The sequence below is a fragment of the Sphaerisporangium dianthi genome, from assembly GCF_042654065.1.
GTDB lineage: Bacteria > Actinomycetota > Actinomycetes > Streptosporangiales > Streptosporangiaceae > Sphaerisporangium > Sphaerisporangium dianthi.
The window spans coordinates 83,410-102,135 of record NZ_JBHSFP010000023.1; the positions used below are offsets into that span (position 1 = coordinate 83,410).

At 72.1% G+C, this 18,726-nt stretch carries 20 protein-coding genes; 9 read left to right on the top strand and 11 right to left on the bottom strand.

The window, feature by feature from the left end:
• Nucleotides 1-145: 145 nt before the first annotated feature.
• On the top strand, nt 146-1,006 hold the full coding sequence (locus tag ACFO60_RS27580) for an alpha/beta fold hydrolase (RefSeq protein ID WP_380845374.1): 861 nt from the start codon (nt 146-148) through the stop codon (nt 1,004-1,006).
• Between the two features lie 127 nt (nt 1,007-1,133).
• On the opposite strand, the gene ACFO60_RS27585 is transcribed toward ACFO60_RS27580, so the two are convergent.
• Both ACFO60_RS27585 and ACFO60_RS27590 read right to left on the bottom strand, forming a co-directional pair.
• Nucleotides 1,134-1,535 (bottom strand): YbaB/EbfC family nucleoid-associated protein, encoded by a 402-nt coding sequence (locus tag ACFO60_RS27585; RefSeq protein WP_380845377.1) that lies wholly within the window; start codon nt 1,533-1,535, stop codon nt 1,134-1,136.
• 28 nt (nt 1,536-1,563) lie between these two features.
• Nucleotides 1,564-1,956 carry a YbaB/EbfC family nucleoid-associated protein gene (locus ACFO60_RS27590; protein WP_380845380.1) on the bottom strand — a complete coding sequence of 131 codons (393 nt, stop codon included), beginning with the start codon at nt 1,954-1,956 and terminating at the stop codon, nt 1,564-1,566.
• A 167-nt stretch (nt 1,957-2,123) separates the two neighbouring features.
• Here ACFO60_RS27590 and ACFO60_RS27595 point away from each other — a divergent pair, with 167 nt between their 5' ends.
• From ACFO60_RS27595 to ACFO60_RS27605, 3 genes are read left to right on the top strand one after another with little or no spacing between them, the layout of a single operon-like run.
• A complete protein-coding gene (locus tag ACFO60_RS27595; protein ID WP_380845383.1) occupies nt 2,124-2,453 on the top strand; it encodes a hypothetical protein in 330 nt (109 codons plus the stop codon).
• Entirely contained in the window at nt 2,444-3,328 is an 885-nt protein-coding gene (locus ACFO60_RS27600) for a WXG100-like domain-containing protein (protein WP_380845386.1), read from the top strand. Before ACFO60_RS27595 ends, ACFO60_RS27600 begins: the two co-directional genes overlap by 10 nt.
• Nucleotides 3,329-3,333: 5 nt before the next feature.
• Nucleotides 3,334-3,843 (top strand): hypothetical protein, encoded by a 510-nt coding sequence (locus tag ACFO60_RS27605; RefSeq protein WP_380845389.1) that lies wholly within the window; start codon nt 3,334-3,336, stop codon nt 3,841-3,843.
• Between the two features lie 84 nt (nt 3,844-3,927).
• Here ACFO60_RS27605 and ACFO60_RS27610 read toward each other — a convergent pair whose 3' ends face one another.
• Complete coding sequence (locus ACFO60_RS27610; protein WP_380845392.1) at nt 3,928-4,896, bottom strand: threonine ammonia-lyase; 969 nt, start codon at nt 4,894-4,896, stop codon at nt 3,928-3,930.
• A 74-nt stretch (nt 4,897-4,970) separates the two neighbouring features.
• Here ACFO60_RS27610 and ACFO60_RS27615 point away from each other — a divergent pair, with 74 nt between their 5' ends.
• A complete protein-coding gene (locus tag ACFO60_RS27615) occupies nt 4,971-6,041 on the top strand; it encodes a LysR family transcriptional regulator (protein ID WP_380845395.1) in 1,071 nt (356 codons plus the stop codon).
• 215 nt (nt 6,042-6,256) lie between these two features.
• Complete coding sequence (locus ACFO60_RS27620) at nt 6,257-6,898, top strand: LysE family translocator (protein WP_380845398.1); 642 nt, start codon at nt 6,257-6,259, stop codon at nt 6,896-6,898.
• A gap of 36 nt (nt 6,899-6,934) precedes the next feature.
• Here ACFO60_RS27620 and ACFO60_RS27625 read toward each other — a convergent pair whose 3' ends face one another.
• Together ACFO60_RS27625 and ACFO60_RS27630 are read right to left on the bottom strand one after the other, a co-directional pair.
• On the bottom strand, nt 6,935-8,599 hold the full coding sequence (locus tag ACFO60_RS27625) for an amidase (protein ID WP_380845401.1): 1,665 nt from the start codon (nt 8,597-8,599) through the stop codon (nt 6,935-6,937).
• Nucleotides 8,596-8,904 (bottom strand): hypothetical protein, encoded by a 309-nt coding sequence (locus ACFO60_RS27630; RefSeq protein ID WP_380845404.1) that lies wholly within the window; start codon nt 8,902-8,904, stop codon nt 8,596-8,598. The genes ACFO60_RS27625 and ACFO60_RS27630 overlap by 4 nt, the downstream gene beginning before the upstream one ends.
• 157 nt (nt 8,905-9,061) lie before the next feature.
• On the opposite strand from ACFO60_RS27630, the gene ACFO60_RS27635 reads away from it, so the two are divergent.
• Nucleotides 9,062-9,523, top strand: coding sequence for a hypothetical protein (locus ACFO60_RS27635; RefSeq protein WP_380845407.1), 462 nt, complete (start codon nt 9,062-9,064; stop codon nt 9,521-9,523).
• Entirely contained in the window at nt 9,520-9,876 is a 357-nt protein-coding gene (locus ACFO60_RS27640; protein ID WP_380845410.1) for a hypothetical protein, read from the top strand. Before ACFO60_RS27635 ends, ACFO60_RS27640 begins: the two co-directional genes overlap by 4 nt.
• A 104-nt stretch (nt 9,877-9,980) precedes the next feature.
• Here the strand turns inward: ACFO60_RS27640 and ACFO60_RS27645 are convergent, their stop codons facing one another.
• From ACFO60_RS27645 to ACFO60_RS27670, 6 genes are all read right to left on the bottom strand, one after another.
• Nucleotides 9,981-10,823: an SMP-30/gluconolactonase/LRE family protein gene (locus tag ACFO60_RS27645; protein WP_380845413.1), complete on the bottom strand. Its 843-nt coding sequence runs from the start codon at nt 10,821-10,823 to the stop codon at nt 9,981-9,983.
• Nucleotides 10,824-11,248: 425 nt separating this feature from the next.
• Entirely contained in the window at nt 11,249-12,835 is a 1,587-nt protein-coding gene (locus tag ACFO60_RS27650; protein ID WP_380845416.1) for an acyl-CoA synthetase, read from the bottom strand.
• A 111-nt stretch (nt 12,836-12,946) separates the two neighbouring features.
• Nucleotides 12,947-14,095, bottom strand: coding sequence for a thiolase domain-containing protein (locus tag ACFO60_RS27655; RefSeq protein WP_380845419.1), 1,149 nt, complete (start codon nt 14,093-14,095; stop codon nt 12,947-12,949).
• A gap of 2 nt (nt 14,096-14,097) precedes the next feature.
• Complete coding sequence (locus ACFO60_RS27660) at nt 14,098-15,129, bottom strand: lipid-transfer protein (RefSeq protein WP_380845422.1); 1,032 nt, start codon at nt 15,127-15,129, stop codon at nt 14,098-14,100.
• 12 nt (nt 15,130-15,141) lie between these two features.
• Nucleotides 15,142-16,029: a Zn-ribbon domain-containing OB-fold protein gene (locus ACFO60_RS27665; protein ID WP_380845548.1), complete on the bottom strand. Its 888-nt coding sequence runs from the start codon at nt 16,027-16,029 to the stop codon at nt 15,142-15,144.
• Nucleotides 16,030-16,153: 124 nt separating this feature from the next.
• Nucleotides 16,154-17,698, bottom strand: a complete 1,545-nt coding sequence (locus ACFO60_RS27670) for an acyl-CoA synthetase (RefSeq protein ID WP_380845425.1) — start codon at nt 17,696-17,698, stop codon at nt 16,154-16,156.
• Between the two features lie 195 nt (nt 17,699-17,893).
• Here ACFO60_RS27670 and ACFO60_RS27675 point away from each other — a divergent pair, with 195 nt between their 5' ends.
• Nucleotides 17,894-18,709, top strand: coding sequence for a crotonase/enoyl-CoA hydratase family protein (locus tag ACFO60_RS27675; protein WP_380845428.1), 816 nt, complete (start codon nt 17,894-17,896; stop codon nt 18,707-18,709).
• Nucleotides 18,710-18,726: the final 17 nt, after the last annotated feature.

Sequence of the window (18,726 nt, forward strand, 5' to 3'; positions counted from 1 at the left end):
ACCGAGACCCGTCGACGGAACCCGGCCACAAGGTGGCGACCGCAAGGATAGCTGGGCTCCCCCGCATGGGCCGGTTCGGACGCATGCCCGACCGAACAGCCCGGGACCGGAACGGCCGGTTCCGGAGCCGACCATGGGAGAGACAATGACAGTGACGACCGGCTCCGTGACCTCCGCGGACGGCACCACCATCGGCTACCGGCGGCTCGGCCGCGGTCCCGGCCTGGTTCTGATCCACGGCGCGATGGAGTCCTCCATCAGCCACATCGAGCTGGCCGAGGCGCTGGCCCCCGACTTCACCTGCTACCTGCCCGACCGGCGCGGGCGGGGCCTGAGCGGCCCGCACCGCGAGGGGCACTGCCTGCGCACCGAAGTGGAGGACATCGGCGCCCTGCTGGCCGAGACCGGCGCCCGCGACCTGTTCGGCGTCAGCGCCGGCGGCATCATCGCGCTGCGGACGGCGCTCACCGTGCCGACCGTGCGCAGGGCCGTCATCTTCGACCCGCCGCTGTCGGTGAACGGCTCGCCGTCCACCGCCTGGCTGGGACGGCACGAGAGGGAGTTGGCCGAGGGCGATGTGGCGGCGGCGCTGGTCACCGGCATGAAGGGCACGCAGATGGGGCCCCGGGTCTTCGACTACGTCCCCCGCCGGCTGCTGGAGGCGCTCACCGCCATGGCCATGGCCCGCGAGGACAAGAACGCCGGGCCCGACGACGTGCCGTTCCGGGCGCTGGCTCCGACCCTCCGCCATGACGTGCGGCTGGTCATCGAGCAGAGCGGCGACCTCGAGGCCGTGAAGGCCATGCGCGCCGAGATCCTGCTGCTCGTCGGCGGCACGAGCCCGGCGTACATGCGGGTGGCCGTCGACGCCCTCGCGCGCGTGCTGCCGGACGCCGAGCGCGCCGAGCTGGCCGGTCTCGGGCACAGCGCCTCGGGCAACGCGGCCCAGCGCGGCCGTCCCGAGCGCGTCGCCGAGGTGATCCGCCGCTTCCTCACCCGTCCCTGACGGCGCGGACGGCCGGACCTGGCGGTCAGGGGCGGCCGGCCGGACCTGGCGGGTCAGAGACGGACGGGCCCGCCGGCCGGAGCCGGTCGAGCGGTCCTTCGGCAGGGCGGCCGGACGGTACCGCGGGTCAGGGGCGGTCGAAGTACTCGAGGAGGCGGGCGTACTGTTCCTCGATCGCCCCGGAGTCGAACTCGCCGGCCGGGAGCACCTCTCCCAGCGCCTCGTTGAGGAGTTCCCTGCCCTTGCTCTCGGCGTCGTCCTGCGCGCGGTGGACGGCCGCCAGCAGTTCCTCGGCCAGCGACCCGCTGTCCAGGCGCATGGCGCGCCGGGTGATCATGACGTCCCGCACCAGCCCGTCCGAGCCTGTGACGACCTTGATCTGGCCGTCCGCGGCCTCGCCCTCCCCGACGATCGTCTCCAGCTCGTGCTGCCCCTCCTCGACCCACGCGAGGATGCGCGCGGCGCGCTCGGCGTCCTGCTCCAGGTCGCCGTCCCGCCAGTTGGCGGGGTTCGCGTCCAGCCTGCCCATCGACCACTCCTTGCCCGCGCCTCGCGCGTCACTCGATCTCACGGGCGGCCTGTTCGACCCTGCGCCGCACGAACCGCTCGTCGAGCGGCTCGGGGAACCCGGCGGCGCGTTCTCTGGCGTGCTCGATGATCTCCTCGGAGGCGCGCACCGCGGACTCCTGGGCGTCCCGGATGGCCCGCAGCGCCTCTCTGCCGAGCTCGCCCGGGTCCAGGCGCATGACGCGCGGGTCGAACCGCACGTCCGTGAGCCGCCCCCTGCCGTCGGACACCACCCGCACCAGGCCGCCGGCGCCCTCCGCCTCCCCGGTCACCTGCCCGATCGCGGCCTGCGCCTGCCGCAGCCCGCGCATGACCTCCTCGGTCTGGCGGATGATCCGCTCCAGATGCTCCAGGTCATCTGTCCACGGAGTCGGTGATGACACGAGATGCTCCTTTACCGGACGCCGGAGCGTCGGACGGCGACGTCTCGTCAGGATGCTACCGGCGGCGGGCATCGCGGCCGGTACCCCTGATCCACGACATGCGTGAAATGTCGGCATTAGCGGGTGAATGTGGCGCAATCGTGCCCGATCATGGCTAGCCTGCGACCATGGAACGGGGATTCGACATGGCCCACGGGGCTCTGGAAGTGTCCGCCTCGCACCTCAGGGTCCACGGGGAAGAGCAGGCGTCGGCGGTACGGGCACTGCTGGAGAACGACCCTCGGTCATGGGGTGACGACGGCCTGCTGAGCCCGCTCATCTCCGCCTACATCGAGTGCAAGAACACCGCCCTCGCCACCTACACGCACATGGGAAACGTGATCACCGCCACCGGAGACGGGCTCACGACCGCGAGCGGACGGGTTTCCTACGTCGAGGACGACCTGGTGAGCGGCATGGTCACGCTGGACGGGGACGCGGGCGCCTCATGGACGTGATGCTGCCCCCATGGGCCGCCGGCATCCTGAACATGGCCGGAGTCCCCTGGCCCAACATCAGCGAGAGCAAGATCCGCGCCGAGGCGCAGTCCTGGCGCCACCTCACCGCCCGGTCGGCGGCCACCTCCGAGGGCGCCGACCGGGCGATCCGGACGGCGGGGGCCGACTACAAGGGGGCCTCCGCGACCGCCCTGGCCGGCCACTGGGAGAAGACCGGCGGCACCGGGCATCTGGGCATGGCGACCAAGGCGAGCGGCTACGCGCCCGTCCTGCTCGACGGCACGGCCACCGTCGTCACCGGCACGAAGATCGCGGTGATCTCGCAGGCGGCCGCCGCCACGGTGAAGCTCGCGACCAGCATGCTCGCCGGCGGCCCGCTCGCCCTCGGATCCGCGACGGCCACCGTGCTCGCCACGCGGTACGCGATGGGCAAGATCCTGCGCGAAGCCGGCGAGGGCGGCGCCCGCGTGCTCGCCCCCGGCCTCGCCCGCCGGGTCACCGAACCCCTGGAACGCATCCTCCGCGGCGCCCGCGGCCCCTGGGGCGGCCCCCCGCTCGCCATGGCCGGCGGACCCCGGCACATCCCCGGCGGTGCATCCCGTTTCCGGCCGCCCAAGACGGACGGACCCGGCAAACCCACCATCCTCCAGATGTCCGCCCGCCGGCGGCAGAACTCCCCCAACAAGACGAACTCCGGTGTCCGCAAGGTGGGGAGCAGAGGGGACGCGGAGTCGCAGGCGAGGAGGGCGGCCGCCGACGGAGGCAGCAGAGCGGTGTTCCGCGGCCCGTGCAAATCAGGCGACCACTTCCACGTGGACTACCTCAACAACCGAGGTGAGATCATGCACACCAGGCACTTCCCGTTCCAGGAGTAACGATCGTGAATGAGTCCCAGACCGACAACCAGGCGACCGGGCACGGCGACCTGCTGGCCGGCGCCCGCGATCTGGGCTCGGCCATCGAGGAGCACGCCCGGGTCCTCAGCGAGTCCCCCGACGACTACCCGCGCGTGGTCGGGGCGGTCAACCGCCTGCGCGCCTCCGCCATCGCCTACGCCGCCCTGTGCGCCGACCAGGCCGGGTGGGGCAACCCGTTCAGCGACCTTGAGAACGAGCCGGACTCCGACGATGAGGAGGCCGAGCAGGCCGCCGGAGCGGCGGACGGCGCCGCCCCCGTGGTGGTCCTGGAGGCCAGTTACCGCATCCGCGTGAACGACATGGAGGCCGCCACCCGCCTGGTGGGCGACCAGGCGTCGGACGATCTGCTGGGCGCCCCCTCCGACGTGGTCTCACGGCTGTACGTCAGGGACGGCTGGGACCCGTCCCTGTACGGCGACGTCTTCGACGTGCTCGACCAGTCGTGGACGTGCGGCCCCGACCCCGCGCGATAGCGGAGGCCCCCGGCGGCCCGGTCACGGCGCGGACGCCCACCGGCGGCGCCCCTGGTCGGGTGCGGACGCTCACCGGCACCGCGGCTACGCGAGCATCCGCTGGAGCTCGGCCGGGCGCGCGTTGGCGCCGGTGCAGACGACGGCGACCTTCCGGCCGGTGAACTCGCCCCTGACGGCGATGAGCCCGGCCAGCGCGGCGGCACCGGCCAGTTCGGCGAGCGTGTGGGCCTTCGTCAGCAGCAGGCGCTGGGCGGCGCGGATGTCCTCGTCGTCGACCAGCAGGAAGTCGTCGAGGCCGCGCATCATGCCCTGCGGCAGGGCGAAGGCGGAGCCGGTGGCCAGGCCGTCCGCGACCGTCTCGATCGGCCGCCTGACCGGCTCCCCTGAGCGCCACGAGTCGTGGGCGGCGGGCGCCTGCGCGGACTGCACGCCGATCACGCGGCAGCGCGGGGCGACGGCCCTGGCGACCAGGCACGCGGCCGCCGCGCCGGTGCCCGAGCCCACCGGGACGAAGACGGCGTCCAGGTCCGGTTGCCGGGTGAACATCTCCAGGTAGAGTGTCGCGACGCCGGCGATGAGGTCCGGCTCGTCGGCGGGGCTGACCAGCCGGTCGCCGCGGTCATCGGCGATCGCATTCACGTATTCCGCGGTCTCGACCAAGGTGGCGCCCTTGATCTCGACCGCGGCGCCGAGCGCTTCGACCATCGCGACCTTGGCCGGGTTCGGGTTCTCCGGCATGACCACCGTGCAGGGGACGCCGAAGATCCGCGCGGCGTACGCGATCGACTGGGCGTGGTTGCCGGTGGAGTAGGTGAGCACCCCCGCCTTCTCGCGACCGGCCGTGAAGCCCGCGAGCAGGTTGAGGCCCCCGCGCACCTTGAACGCGCCCGTCGGCTGGGCGTTCTCGTGCTTGACGAAGGTCTCGGCGCCCAGGTGCGCGTCGAGCACCGGATAGGACCACATCGGGGTCTGCGGCAGGTACGGGGCGATGAGGCGCGCCGCGCGCAGGACGTCGGTGAACGACGGCGGCGTCGCCGGGAGATCGGTCGACATGGTCACAGCCTTGCCCTCCCGCTTTCATAGGTCCAATGCCAATATGATCCGCCTTCCATAGATAGGGTTGATGGATGCTGGATGTACTGCGCTTACGTGTCCTGGACGCCGTCGCCCGGCACGGCTCGGTGACCGCCGCCGCCCGCGAACTGCACTACTCCCAGCCCTCCGTCAGCCATCACCTGGCCCGGCTGGAGGCCGAGACGGGGGCGCGGCTGGTCCAGCGGGCGGGCCGGGGCATCAGGCTGACCGAGGCGGGCAGAGTTCTCGCCGACCGCGCCGCCGAGATCATCGGACGGCTCGACTCCGCCTCGGCGGAGCTGGCCGCGCACGTCGGCCTGCGCGCGGGACGGGTGCGCCTGGCCGCGTTCCCCTCGGCGCTCGGCACATTCGTCCCCGCCGCGGCCGTGCGGCTGTCCCGTGAGCATCCCGGGCTCGACCTGCGCCTCATCGAGGCCGAGCCGCCGCAGGCGCTCGCCATGCTCCGCGCGGGGCAGGTCGACGTCGCCGTCACCTTCCGCTACGCCACCGCCGCGCCGCCCCCCGCCCACGCGGGCACTCCGGGCCACATGGACACTCCGGGCCACATGGACACTCCGGGCCACATGGACACGGCGGTCGGCATGGACACGGCGAGCCGCGTGGGCATCGCGGGCCGCGCGGGCACGCCGGGCCGGCGTGCGGGGGAACCGGCCGAGTATGACGGCGTCCGGCCGCCGGCGCTGGAGGAGGACGGCGTCCGGCTGTCGCCGTTGTTCGACGATCCCGGCTTCCTGGTCACACCGGCCGCGGCGCCCGCGGCCGGCTCCCCGGCGGCGCACGCCGGGACGAAGTGGATCAGCGGATGCGACCGGTGCCGCGGCCACCTGCTCGACCTGTGCGCCGCGGCCGGCTTCGAGCCCGCCATCGCCTTCACCACCGACGACTACGTGGCCGTGCAGGCGATGGTCGCGGCCGGCCTGGGAGTGACCGTCCTCCCCGGCCTCGCGCTCTCGGCCCACCGCCACCCGGACGTGCGCACGAGCCCGATCCCCGGCTCGACCAGGCACGTCTACGCCGCGACCTACGGCGAGCCGCCCGAGCCGCCGGCGACGACGGCCCTCCTGACGGCCCTCGCCGACGCGGCCCCGTCCCCGGCGCTCTGACCGCCGCCCGCGACCGGACCGCCGCCCGCCTCCAGCACCCTGACCCGTGCCTCTCGGCACGCGGCCGGCGGTCCCGAGCCGGCGGTCCCGAGCCGGCGGTCCCGAGCCGGCGGTCCCGAGCCGGCGGTCCCGAGCCGGCGGTCCCGGGCCGGTGGTCGCCTGGTGCGCCCAAAATCGGTGGACCCCGGCGCCCGATGATTCCTAGCATCGGCGACATGCCACCCCCGACCACGCTCGCCGTCTTCACCGCCGCGACGCTCGCCCTGCTGCTGGTCCCCGGACCGGCCGTCGTCTACATCGTCACGCGGAGCGTGGCGCAGGGAAGGGCGGCCGGGCTGGTGTCGGTCGCGGGCATCCACGCGGGCTCGGTGGTCCACGTGGTGGCCGCCGCGCTCGGCGTGAGCGCGCTGCTCGCCGCCTCGGCCGCCGCGTTCACCGCGGTGAAGTACGCCGGCGCCGCGTACCTGGTCTATCTCGGCCTGCGCAAGCTCCTCACCCGCGCGGGAGGGGCCCTGGCCGGCGAGATCGAGCCGGTCTCGCGTTCGCGCCTGTTCGGCGAGGGCTTCGTGGTGAACGTGCTGAACCCCAAGACGGCGCTGTTCTTCCTGGCCTTCCTGCCCCAGTTCGCCGACCCCGCCCGCGGCCCGGTGGCGCCGCAGATCGTCCTGCTCGGGCTGATCTGGATCGCCTTGGGCATGGTCAGCGACGGCGGCTACGCGCTGCTGTCGGCCGCTCTGGCCGGCCGGCTGCGCCGTTCCCCCGCCGCCGCCCGCCGCCTGGACGTCGCGGGCGGCCTGGTCTACCTCGGCCTCGGCGCCCTGGCGGCCTTCGCGAGCGACGGCCCCCGCAGGGCCTGAGCCCGGCCGGCGCCTCGGCGGCGCCGGCCGCGTTCCTCACTGCGTCTGCTCGGCGGCCTCCTCCGCGGAGATGCGGCCGCGGGCGCCCGCCGGCGTGCGCAGCAGGGCGGGCGCCGGGTCCGGCGGGCGGCGCCAGTGCCAGTCAGAGACGGCCTGGTAGGCGGCGACGACGGACAGCAGCCGGTCCTCCGCGTACGGCGAGCCGCCGAGAATGGTGCCGATGGGCCGGCCCGTCGCGGTGAACCCGATCGGGAAGCCGATCTCCGGCAGGCCGATGCCGTCGAACGGCGTGGGCGACGTCTGCACCACCACGTCACAGTGCTCGAACACCTGGTCCAGCACGCGCTCCAGCAGCAGCAGCTTGGCCCGCTGCCCGGTGACGAACTCGTTCGCCCCCATCAGCGCGCCCTGCAGCCAGCTCGTCAGCGAGACCCCGAAGCCGCGCAGGTCGGTCCGCAGGTACGGCATGAACGGCTCGCTGCGCTCGGGCAGGCGGACGTTGTTGAAGTCGCCGCCGGTCAGCAGGTCCCAGTCGGCCGGGAACGGCACCTCGACGAGCGTGACCCCGCGGATCGCCGCCATGGCGTCAAGGAAGCCCTTGCGCGCCGCGGCCGTCTCGGACGTGCCGTCGGCGTATCCGGGGAGCACCCCTATGCGGGTGTTCCACCGCATCCTTACCCGGTTGCCGCTGTACACCGGGGTGGCCGCGTCGATGAGGTCGGGCACTTTCGGCAGGCCCTGTGTGCGCGGGTCGTTCGGGTCCTCGCCCGCCATCGCCGTCAGCATGATCGCGGCGTCCTTGGCGTCACGCGCGAGCGGGCCGGGATGGTCGCGCGAGTAGCTGAGCGGGATGATGCCGTAGAGGGAGACCCGGCCCATGGTCGGCTTGAGGCCGGTGAGGTTCTGCGCGTTCGACGGCGCGGTGATGGAACCGCCCGTCTGGGTGCCCGTGCCGGACGTCGCCAGCCGCCCCGCCACCGAGGTCGCGGTGCCGGTCGAGGAGCCGCCGGGGTCGACGCCCGGGTCGGACGGCGTCCAGGCGTTCACCGTGGTGATCTCACCGGCCGGGGTCGTGGCGCGCGTGGTGGCCAGCGGACCCATCTGGGTCTTGCCCAGGACGATCGCACCGGCGTCCTTGAGCCCCGCGACGGCGGTGGCGTCGAACGGCGCCACGAATTCCTTGAACAGGTAGGAGCTCGCCGTGGTGAGCACGCCCTTGGTGTAGTAGTTGTCCTTGATCGCGAGCGGTATGCCGTGCAGCGGGCCGCGGTGTCTCTGCCGGGCGACGCCCTTGGCGGCCTCACGGGCGGCGTCGGCGAGCACGGTGTTGAAGGCGAGGTAGGTGGCCTCGAAGGCGTCGATGCGCGCCAGGTACGCCTCGACCAGCTCCAGCGAGCTGATCTTGCGGTTGCGGATCATCCACGCCGCCTCGGCCAAGGTCAGCTCGGTCGGGTCCGCCATGGCCCGCGGGCGGGGCTTCACATAGGCGCCGGCCACGTCCAGAGAGGGCCGGCCGCGTCCGTGGCCGCCGGCCAGCGCCGGGACGGCCGGCAGGCTCGCCACCACGCCCGCGGCTACCGTGCCCACGGCCGCGGTCCTGACCAGGAAGGCCCGCCTGTCCACCAGCCGGTCCAGAGGCTGGTCGCCGCTCTCGTCGACCAGCGCCGGCCGGGCGGCGGCCGTGTGCTTGATCTCGCTCATCGACGCCACTCCACGCTGATCGACGGATAGAGCATCGGCGCGCGCTGCTGCGACAGCGCGGCGGCGGTCGCGGGATCGGCGGGGACCGTCCCCGGCGGCGGGGGAAGCTGGAAGGCGGCGATCCTGGCGACCGAGCCGCGCATGAACGACCGGAGCGAGGCGAGGACGGAGTCCCGGCCCGGCGAGCCGGTTCCGGGGTCGGGCGCGGTGCCGGGCGGGAGCTGGGAGAGGTCGATGCCCAGCGAGGCCAGCCGGGCGATGATCATGGTGTCGAGTTCGGCGTCGGTGGGAGGTACGGGTGTCACTGGCACTCCAGGGGGGAGGAAGCCTCCCCACCCTCAGATCAGCTCGTATCACCCATATGTCCCAATGATCACTTATTCGTGAACATTGATCTCCACGAGAAGCCGCCCGCCCACTCCCGCGCTTCACTTCGGAACGTGTTCCGAAGTAAGGTGCAGCATGGCCATGCCCATTGTCCCGTTCTCTGATCTGTCGAAGCACTCCAAACGGGTCGCCGAGACCATCGACCGGTTCCATCGTGTGCACGTCAAGCGCCGCGACGGAGAAGACCTGTTCATCTCCACCGCCCGGCACGACCGCGAGCGCGAGGAGACGGCGGACGTCGCGGCCCGCATGATCACCGCATTGCTGGCCAGCGACGAGGGCGTCCATGCGGTCCTGCACTCCCTGCCCGCGGTCTTCCCCTGGGTGCGGCACCTTTCCGTTGACGAGAGGCGTGAGTTCGTCCAGGAGCTCGTGGACGCCACGCGGGACGCGGTCGAGCTGGACGTCCACGCCACGTTGCACCGGGTCATCGTCGAATGGCGCGCGACCGCCCGCATCCTGGCCGATCCAGCGCTGACCGCGGAGCTCACCCGTCCATTGCCGGCTGAGGACCACGGCGAAGTGGCCGCACCATGAGCCCCAAGCGCGGTGATGCCGTCGCCCCACCGCCGATCGGTGACGAATGGCATATGCGGTTCGCTACCAGTGAGGCGGCCAAAGGGTGGATCGACCTGTGCGCCGAGGCCGCAGGCAACACTCGGCGGCGCTTCGAGGCTCTGCGCGCGAATCCGTTGTCACAAGAGGATCCAGACCGGCAACACCGGCTGCGTGGCCGTCTCGCCACCGGGACGCTAGGCGGTCGTGAATACCCGCAGTGGGAGTACGAGGTCACCGCGGGTGGCCGGGTGCGTTACCTCGTCGACGAGCCCCGGCGGATCGTCTATCTTCTCTGGGCCTCGCCACGGCATCCCAGGGACACCGACGCCTGAGGCCGTGGTCCCGTCGGGTCTCGGTCACGGTCGCTCGATGGCGATCTGTTCGGCCCAGCGTTAGTCGGCCTTACGGCACTCGGGTCTGGACCCTCGGGCATGTCTTACGGCCAGCCCGCGCCAGGCACCGCGACCTGGGCCGACAGCACGCGGCCGGTGCCAGGGGGGACCATCTCGGGCATGCCGCGCCACTCGGCCGCCGTGATGAACAGCGTCGAGCGGTCATCCCCGCCGAGCTCGCAGGCGAAGGCGCCCCGGTCGAGCCCGATGGTCTGCACGATCTCTCCTCCCTCTCGCACGCGCACGCAACGCCGGTTGGGCACGTCCGCGTACCAGACGGCGTCCTCGGCGTCGACGCAGATGCCGTCGGGGGCGCCGTCGCCGAGATCGGCCCACACCCGCCCGTTGGACAGGCCGCCGTCGGCCTCGATGTCGTACCCCATGAGCTTGTTGCCGTAGGAGTCGGCGACGATCAGCGTCGAGTTGTCCTGCGTCACGGCCATCCCGTTGGGGAACGCGATGCCGTCGGCCACCTGGCGCGCCGATCCGTCGGGGGCGACGTGCACGACGCTCCCGAGGGCGAACGCCTCACCGGCGAGCATGTCGAAGCCGACGCGGTCGACGTAGATGTTGCCGCGACCGTCGATGACGATGTCGTTCCAGCCGCGCGCGAGACCGGTCAGGTCGGCATGGGTCACCAGCGAGCCGTCGGCTTCCAGGCGCAGCAGCAGCCCTCGCGCGGCGTCGACGATCACCAGCCGCCCGTCGGGTCCGAAGGCCGAGCACAGGGGAAGCGAGTCGACGCGAGCGACGACCTCGTGTGCGCCATCGGCCCCGAGGGCGATCACCTCGTGCGCCGTCCAGTCGGAGAAGTACAGGCGGCCGTCGTGCCAGCGCGGCGACTCGACCAGCCCGAGATCGGTGACCCAGGTCCTCAGTTCGGACATCGAAGGCTCCCCCAAACGTCGATGAAGGCGAGACTGCCCGCGAAAGGCCGGCGAACGGCCGCGTCGCAGCAGGTCGCGCGCCGGTCCCTCTTCTGGCTGGTCTCAGTGTTCAGCCGAACGGGAACCCCCGATTCGGCATCGTCCGACCACCATGCACCGTCACACCGACAGTTCTCCGAGCCCGATGGCGACGAACCGCCCGGCACCCCTCCTGTCCCCCGGCTCATGCCCGGGCACGCCGAACCGGGACATCGGCCGGTGACGACCTCCCCGGCCCGCCGGGAGCCGTGCACGGTCTTGCCGTTCTCCGCCGGAGCGCACGCGGGAATCGACGGCCCGTTCATGCTTCGAGCGCGGGGAACTTCGGCCCATTTTGGGGCGCCCTCGGCGCAACGCGGGGGCCTGGCGCGGGCTTGGCGTGGAAGTCAGGGGTTTTCTGTGACGATCTGTTTGGCCCAGCGGTAGTCGGCCTTGCCGGCCGGGGTGCGGACCATGTGGTCGACGAAGGCGTACGTGCGGGGCACCTTGTAGCCGGACAGCTTCTCGCGGCAGTGGGCGTCGAGTTCCTCGGCGGTGAGCCGGGCCCCGTCGCGGGGTTCGACGACGGCGGCCACGCGGCTGCCCCACCGTTCGTCCGGGACGCCGGTCACGACGGCGTCGAAGACGGCGGGGTGGCCCTTGAGCACGGCCTCGACCTCCTCGGGGAACACCTTCTCGCCCCCGGTGTTGATGCACTGCGAGCCGCGTCCGAAGACCAGGATGGTGCCGTCCTCCTCGATGCGGGCCAGGTCGCCGGTGAGGAGCCAGCGGGTGCCGGCGGCGTCGGTGACGAACGTCCGGGCGGTCTTGACGGGGTCGTTGTAGTACCCGAAGGCGATGTCGCCGGACTTGGCGACCGTGCCCATCTCGCCCGAGCCGGGCTTGACCGGTTCGAGGTCCTCGTTGAGCACGGCGAGGGTGGCGGTGGCGTTGGGCTTGTACTTCAGGCCGGACTCCGGTGAGGAGCCCGCGACCGCCGAGGCGGTGTAGCCGGACTCGGTGGAGCCGAAGCTGTCCATGATGATCACATTCGGCAGCAGTTCCTGTAAGCGGTCGCGCACGGTGCCGGTCAGGATGGCGCCGGTCGAGCTGATCACCATCAGCGACGACAGGTCATAGTCACCGGCGGCGATCTCTTCGGCGAGGGGACGGGCCATGGCGTCGCCGGTGATGTTGACGGTGAGGACCTTCTCACGCTCGACGGTGCGCAGCACCTCCGCCGCGTCGAACCTGCGCGTGTACACGACGGTCGCGCCCAGCCACCAGGTGATGAAGGTGGCCATCTGCGCGGCTCCGTGCATCAGCGGCGCGGCGGGCATCATGATGATCGGGTTGGAGCTCACGGCGGTGTCGATGACCTGGCGCGGCTCCTTGTGCGGCTCGCCGTAGGGGTTGCCGCCGCCGAAGGCCATGAACAGGTCCCTGGTGCGCCACATGACGCCCTTGGGCATGCCGGTCGTCCCGCCGGTGTAGATGATGTACAGGTCGTCGCCCGACCGGGCCGGGAAGCCTTCGCGCCCGTGCGGCCGGCCGGCGAGGGCCTGGTCGTACGGCACGGCGCCCTCGACGCGGGACGGACCTCCGACGGCCACCAGCGTCTCCAGCCTCGGGCACTCGGGCGCGACCGCGGCGACGCGGTCGTCGAACTCGACGTCGTACAGCAGGGCCACGATGTCGGAGTCGGTGAACAGGTACCGCAGTTCGGACTCGACGTACCTGTAGTTGACGTTGACCGGCACCGCCCTGACCTTCAACGTGGCGAGCAGCCCGGCGATGTACTCGATGCCGTTGTACATCTGGATGCCGACGTGCCGTCCCGGTTCCACGCCGCGTTCCAGCAGGAAGTGGGCGAGGCGGTTGGCGTGGGCCTCTAGTTCGGCGTAGGTCAGGCGGGCGTCGCCGCAGACGACCGCCACGCGGTCCCCGATCGCGTCGGCCAATCCCTCGAACAGGTCGGCGTGGTTGAACTCCATCGGGGACTCCTCACAACTGGTCGCCGGCTGCCCTCACTGCTTGTCCCCCGATGTGTTCCATAGTGGCCCGAAGCGGGCTCACACTTCATCCCCCGGCACGCGGACGGCGCATCACGGTCTGTCGCTTCCGACGATCCACATGGCGAAGAACTGCGCGCCACCCCCGTAGGCGTGGCCGAGCGCGCGCCGAGCGCCCTCGACCTGGTGCTCCCCCGCCTGGCCCCTGACCTGCAGAGCGGCCTCCGCGAAGCGGATGAGCCCGGACGCGCCGATGGGGTTGGAGCTCAGCACCCCTCCGGAGGCGTTCCAGGGGATGTCGCCGTCAAGGGCCGTGGCCCCGGACTCGGTGATCTTCCAGCCCTCTCCCTCACCGGCGAAGCCGAGGTTCTCCAGCCACATCGGCTCGTACCAGGAGAACGGGACGTACACCTCGGCGACGTCGATCTCGCGCCGCGGGTCGGTGATGCCGGCCTGGCGGTAGACATCGGCCGCGCAGTCCTTGCCACCCTGGGGGTTCACGGTGTCGCGGCCGGCCCGGAAGATCGGCTCCGAGCGCATGGCGCCGCCGTGGATCCATGCCGGGGTGCCGGTCACCTTGTCCTCGGCGGCGAGCACCATGGCGCAGGCCCCGTCGGAGGAGGGGCAGGTCTCCAGGTAGCGGATCGGCTCCCACAGCATCGGCGTCGACTCGACCATCGTGCGGTCGATGCCGGGGATCCTCAGGTGCGCGTACGGGTTCTTCAGCGCGTTCAGCCGGTCCTTGACGGCGACGAGCACGCCGATGTGGTCAGGGGCGCCTGAGCGGCGCATGTACTCGCGGATGTGCGGCGCGAAGTAGCCTCCGGCGCCGACGACCAGGGACGCGGTGAACGGCAGGTGGGTGGACAGCGCCCAGGTGGCGTTGGACTCCGACTGTTTCTCGAAGGCGACGACGAGCACGCGGTCGTGGACGCCGCCCTGGACGAGCGAGGCCCCGACCAGCGCGGTGGAGCCACCGACGCTTCCCGCGGTGTGGACGCGGGTCACCGGCTTGCCCGCGGCGCCGAGCGCGTCGGCGAGGTACGCCTCGGGCATCATGACGCCCTCGAACAGGTCGGGGGCCTTGCCGATGACGACGGCGTCGATGTCCTTGAACGTCAGCCCGGCGTCCTCCAGGGCGCGCAGCGCGGCCTCGCGGACCAGGCCGGCGATGGAGACGTCGCGGCGCTTGGTCTGGTACTTGGTCTGCCCGACCCCGATGACGGCGCAGCGGTTTCCCATGGTCAGGCCTCCAGGACGGTGACGAGGTTCTGCTGGAGGCACGGCCCGGACGTGGCGTGGGCGACGGCGCGGCGCGCGGTGCCGCCCATGACGCGCCGGGCGGCCTCGCCGATGCGGATGAGCCCGGTGGCCATGACGGGGTTGGCGGCGAGCGGGCCGCCGGAGGGGTTGACCACCGTGTCCGGCGGCAGTCCGAGCGCCTCCCGCAGGATGGGTTCCTCGTGGCTGAACTGGGTGTGCAGCTCGGCCACGTCGACCGGCCCCTTGCCGACGCCGGCCGCGCGCGCGGCGTCGGCGGCCGAGGCGGACCTGGCGAGGTCGCGCATGCCCAGGTAGTGCGGCTCGATGCGGTGGGCGATGCCGGTGATCCACGCGGGACGTTCCGCCAGTTCCCTGGCCAGGTCGCCGGCGGCGAGGACGACGGCCGCCGCGCCGTCGGTGACGGGGGCGACGTCCACCGGGCTCAGCGGGTACACCCCCTCTTCCTCCTCGCCCAGCGCGTCGCCGGGGTCGGGCAGGTCGAGCGCGTACGGGTTGGCCCGGCCGTCGGCGCGGCAGCGCCGGACGATCTCGCGCAGCTCGTTCCCCTTGGCGCCCGCGGCGCTCGCCTGAAGGGCCGCGAAGGAGACCTGGTCCAGGCCTAGCGGCGCCAGGTAGTACGGGTCGAGCTGGAGCGTCATGATCTCGCGCAGGTCGCCCTGGGAGGTCTTGCCGTAGCCGTAGACCAGCGCGGAGTCGACGTCGCCGTGCTGCAGCCGCACCCACGCCTCGTACAGGGCCCAGGCGGCGTCCATCTCGACGTGGCTCTCGGAGATCGGCGGCCAGGCGCCGATGGCGTCCAGGGCGGAGACGAAGGAGAACGGCGCCCCTGCCAGGTAGTCGCAGCTGCCCGAGCAGGTGAAGCCGAACCGGGTCAGGCCGGAGGCCCGCTTGACCTCCTGGATGATCGGGGAGATCAGCTCGGGCTCGGTCAGTCCTTCATCGTGACCGGTGTGCTTCGTCTGAGCGAACGCGATGACCGCCACCTCACGCACGCGGACCTCCCCTCACAGCCGCACGTCCGGCTCGCCCGAGGGGGCGAACCACCTGATGTTGCTCATCGACAGGGTGCGTTCCTCAGGGGGCACCCAGACCGCCTTGACCCGCATGCCCTGCCGCACCTCGTGCGCGGGGACGTCGCCCATCAGCACGATCATGGGGACGTCGGCGCCGTCGAGCAGGATGTAGGCCGACACGAACGGCACCTGCGGGGCGCGGGGGTCGGGCAGGTTGTTGATGGCGAAGGTGGTGACGGTGCCGGTGCCGGGCAGCTCCACCTCCTCCTCGATGGTCGAGCCGCAGGCGGGGCAGGTCGTGCGGTAGGGCACGTAGACCTTGTCGCAGCTCGCGCACCGCCCGGCGATGAAGACCCCGTCGCGGACGCCTTCCAGGAAGCGGGTCAGCGAGCGGCCGGGCCGCACGCGGTACTCGGTGCGCACGGGCGCGGTCATCGTGGTGACCTCGGGCACGAAGCAGGCGATGTCGGTGATGTGGCCGGTGCGCTCGCCTTCGGTCCTGAACCGGGGCCGCACGCGCAGGCCTGGCCGCAACGTCTTGACCGTGCCCGCGTCGACGGCGTGCACGAGGCTCGTGTCCGCGCCGTCCAGCTTGATCAGTGCCCAGGCGAACGGGCGGTCGAGCGGGTGCCCCTTGCGCGGAGTGCCCACCCAGGCCCAGGTCCGCACGGTCCCCGCCGGACCCACCTGGACGTACTCGCCGGTCACCGCGTCGCCGGTCACCGGGTCGTACTCCAGGGGCGGCACCAGGACGCGGCCGTCGGCGGCGCGGACCCCGACGATGCGCCCGTCGCGCAGCTCGGTGAGGAAGCGGCCGATCACCGGGCCGGTCGTGCGGGTGTACCCGCCGGGGAACTCCAGCACGTGCTCGGCGACCAGCGGCCCGGGCGGCGTGGCCGGAGGGCTCTGGCCTGGCGGCGTGCCCGGGCTCTGACGGGGTGGCAGGCCCCCGGGGTGCACGGTGCCGGACCCCGCGGTCTGGGGCGGCGCCGGCAGGGGCCCTTCAGATGGCACGGTCGTGGCCCTCCCAGTACGGGTCGCGGAGCTTGCGTTTGAGGAGCTTGCCGTTCGGCTCGCGCGGCATCTCGGCGATGAAGTCGATGGTGCGCGGCCACTTCATCTTGGCCAGCCGGCCCTCCAGCGAGCGGAGGATCTCCTCGGCCAGCCCGGGGCCCGGCGTGACGCCCGCGGCCGGCTCGACGACGGCCTTGATCTGCTCGCCCCACTCGTCGTCCGGGATGCCGAAGACGGCGACGTCGGCGACCTTGGGGTGGACGACCATCTCGTTCTCGATCTCGGCGGGGTAGATGTTGGTGCCCGCCGAGATGATCAGGTCGGCCTTGCGGTCGCAGAGGTACAGGTAGCCCTCTTCGTCGAGGTAGCCGATGTCGCCGACGGTGAAGTGGTCCTTCAGCCGGTTGGCCTCGGTCTTCTGCGGGTCGCCCTTGTACTCGAAGCGGACCCCGGCCATCTTCATGTAGATGGTCCCCGGTGTGCCGGTCGGGACGGGCCGGAGTTCGTCGTCCACGATGAGCAGCTCGCTGATCGGCCACGCCGAGCCGACCGTGCCCGGATGCTTCTTCCAGGCCTCGGGCGTGGCGATGGTGCCGCCGCCCTCGGTGGCGGCGTAGTACTCGTAGACGCAGTCGCCCCACCATTCGAGCATGGCCCACTTGACCGGGACCGGGCAGGGCGCGGCCGCGTGGATCATCCACTTCAGCGAGGACAGGTCGTACTTGTGCTTGATCTCCTCGGGAAGGGAGAGCAGCCGCTTGAAGTGCGTGGGCACCATGTGCGAGTTGGTGACGCGGTGCTTCTCGCACAGCCGCAGCATCTCTTCGGCGTCCCACCTGTCCATGTAGACGAGTGTGTGCCCCATGTGCAGGGCCGTGCCGCCGAACTGCGTGACCGCGGTGTGGTAGTTGGGCGAGGTCACCAGGTGCGTGTTGGGTCTGCCCGGCGTCATGCCGAACAGCGAGAGCAGGAACGTCATCAGTTCGGCCGCGTCGTCGGGGTCGAGCCCGCTGAGCGGCCGGCGGACGCCCTTCGGCCTGCCGGTCGTGCCCGAGGTGTAGTGCATGGCCGCGCCGGCCGTGCGGTCCGGCGGCGAGGTGTCGGGGTGCCCGGCGGTGAGGTCGGCGGCCGTGCGGAACCCGTCGATCACGCCGAAGGAGAAGCGGCGGCCGGGGTCGATGACCTCGGCGCCCCGGGACCCCTCTTGGGCGTACCGCTCGTGGACGAAGAAGGCCTTGGCCTCGCTGTCGGCGACGATGTAGGCGATCTCAGGCCCGGTGAGGTGCCAGTTGATCGGCGTGTAGTACCAGCCGGCCTGCAGCGCGGCGAGGTAGAGGGTGAGACCGTCGACGCCGTTGGGCACCAGGCCGCAGAGGCCGTCGCCGGCCTTCATCCCGAGCGCGCGCAGGGCGTGGACCAGCCGGTTCGCCCGGGCGAGCAGCTCGCCGGCGGGGTGTTCGGTGCCGTCGGGGTCCACGGCGGCGATCCAGCCGGGATCGGCCTGCGCGAGCCTCCAGAATCCGAGCGAGCCCATCGGAACTCCCTTGTCCGGTTGCGCCGTACCTTCCCGGATGCGCCGAAGTGAAGCACGTTCTCGGTTTCCCGACAACCCTGGCGTTACGGCAGGTTTACCAACAAGAATCTGTTCTAGTTCGCAGCGGCAGACTAACCCCGGCCGCCCTTGCTGAACAAGCGCTTGATACGACCGTGAGCCAGGAAGGTGTCGTCCATGGAGCTCCTGCCCATCAGCACCCCGCACTGCCGGGTCGAGCGGGACGGCCACGTCGTCATCGTCACCATGGACCGCCCTGAGGCCAGGAACGCCCTGTCCACCGACATGCTGGTCGGACTCGCCGACGCGTGGGCCTACATCTCCGGCGAGCCCGAGGTGCGGGCGGGCATCCTGACCGGCGCGAACGGCACCTTCTGCGCCGGGGCGGACCTGAAGGCCATGGGATCGCCGTCCGCCGACCCCCGGGTGGCGCGGCGCGCGCAGGAGATCCCCGACTTCCACTGGAAGGGCCTGCTGCGCGACAGCGACGCCCTGCCCACCAAGCCCATCGTCTGCGCGGTCGAGGGGTACGCCGTCGCGGGCGGCACCGAACTCCTCGTCGGCACCGACCTGCGGGTCGTCGGCGAGTCCGCCACGCTCGGCCTGTTCGAGGCCCGGCGCGCGCTGTTCCCCATGGGCGGCAGCGCCATCCGGCTGCCGCGGCAGATCCCCTACGCGTTCGCCATGGACATCCTGCTCACCGGCCGGGCCGTCACCGCGCGGGAGGCGCTGTCCATGGGCCTGGTCAACCGGGTCGTGCCGGACGGCGAGGCGCTGGCGTCCGCCCGCGAGATCGCCGACGCGGTGGCGTCCTGCGGGCCGCTCGCCGTCCAGGCGATCCTGCGCGCCTACCGCGACACGCTCGGCATGCCCGAGGCGGAGGCGCTCAAGGTGTCCGACGCCATCGGCTGGCCGGTGATCGGCTCGCAGGACGCCAAGGAGGGCTCACGCGCCTTCCGCGAGAAGCGCCCCGCCGCCTACCGCGGCGAATGAGCCTCCGGCCGTGTGAG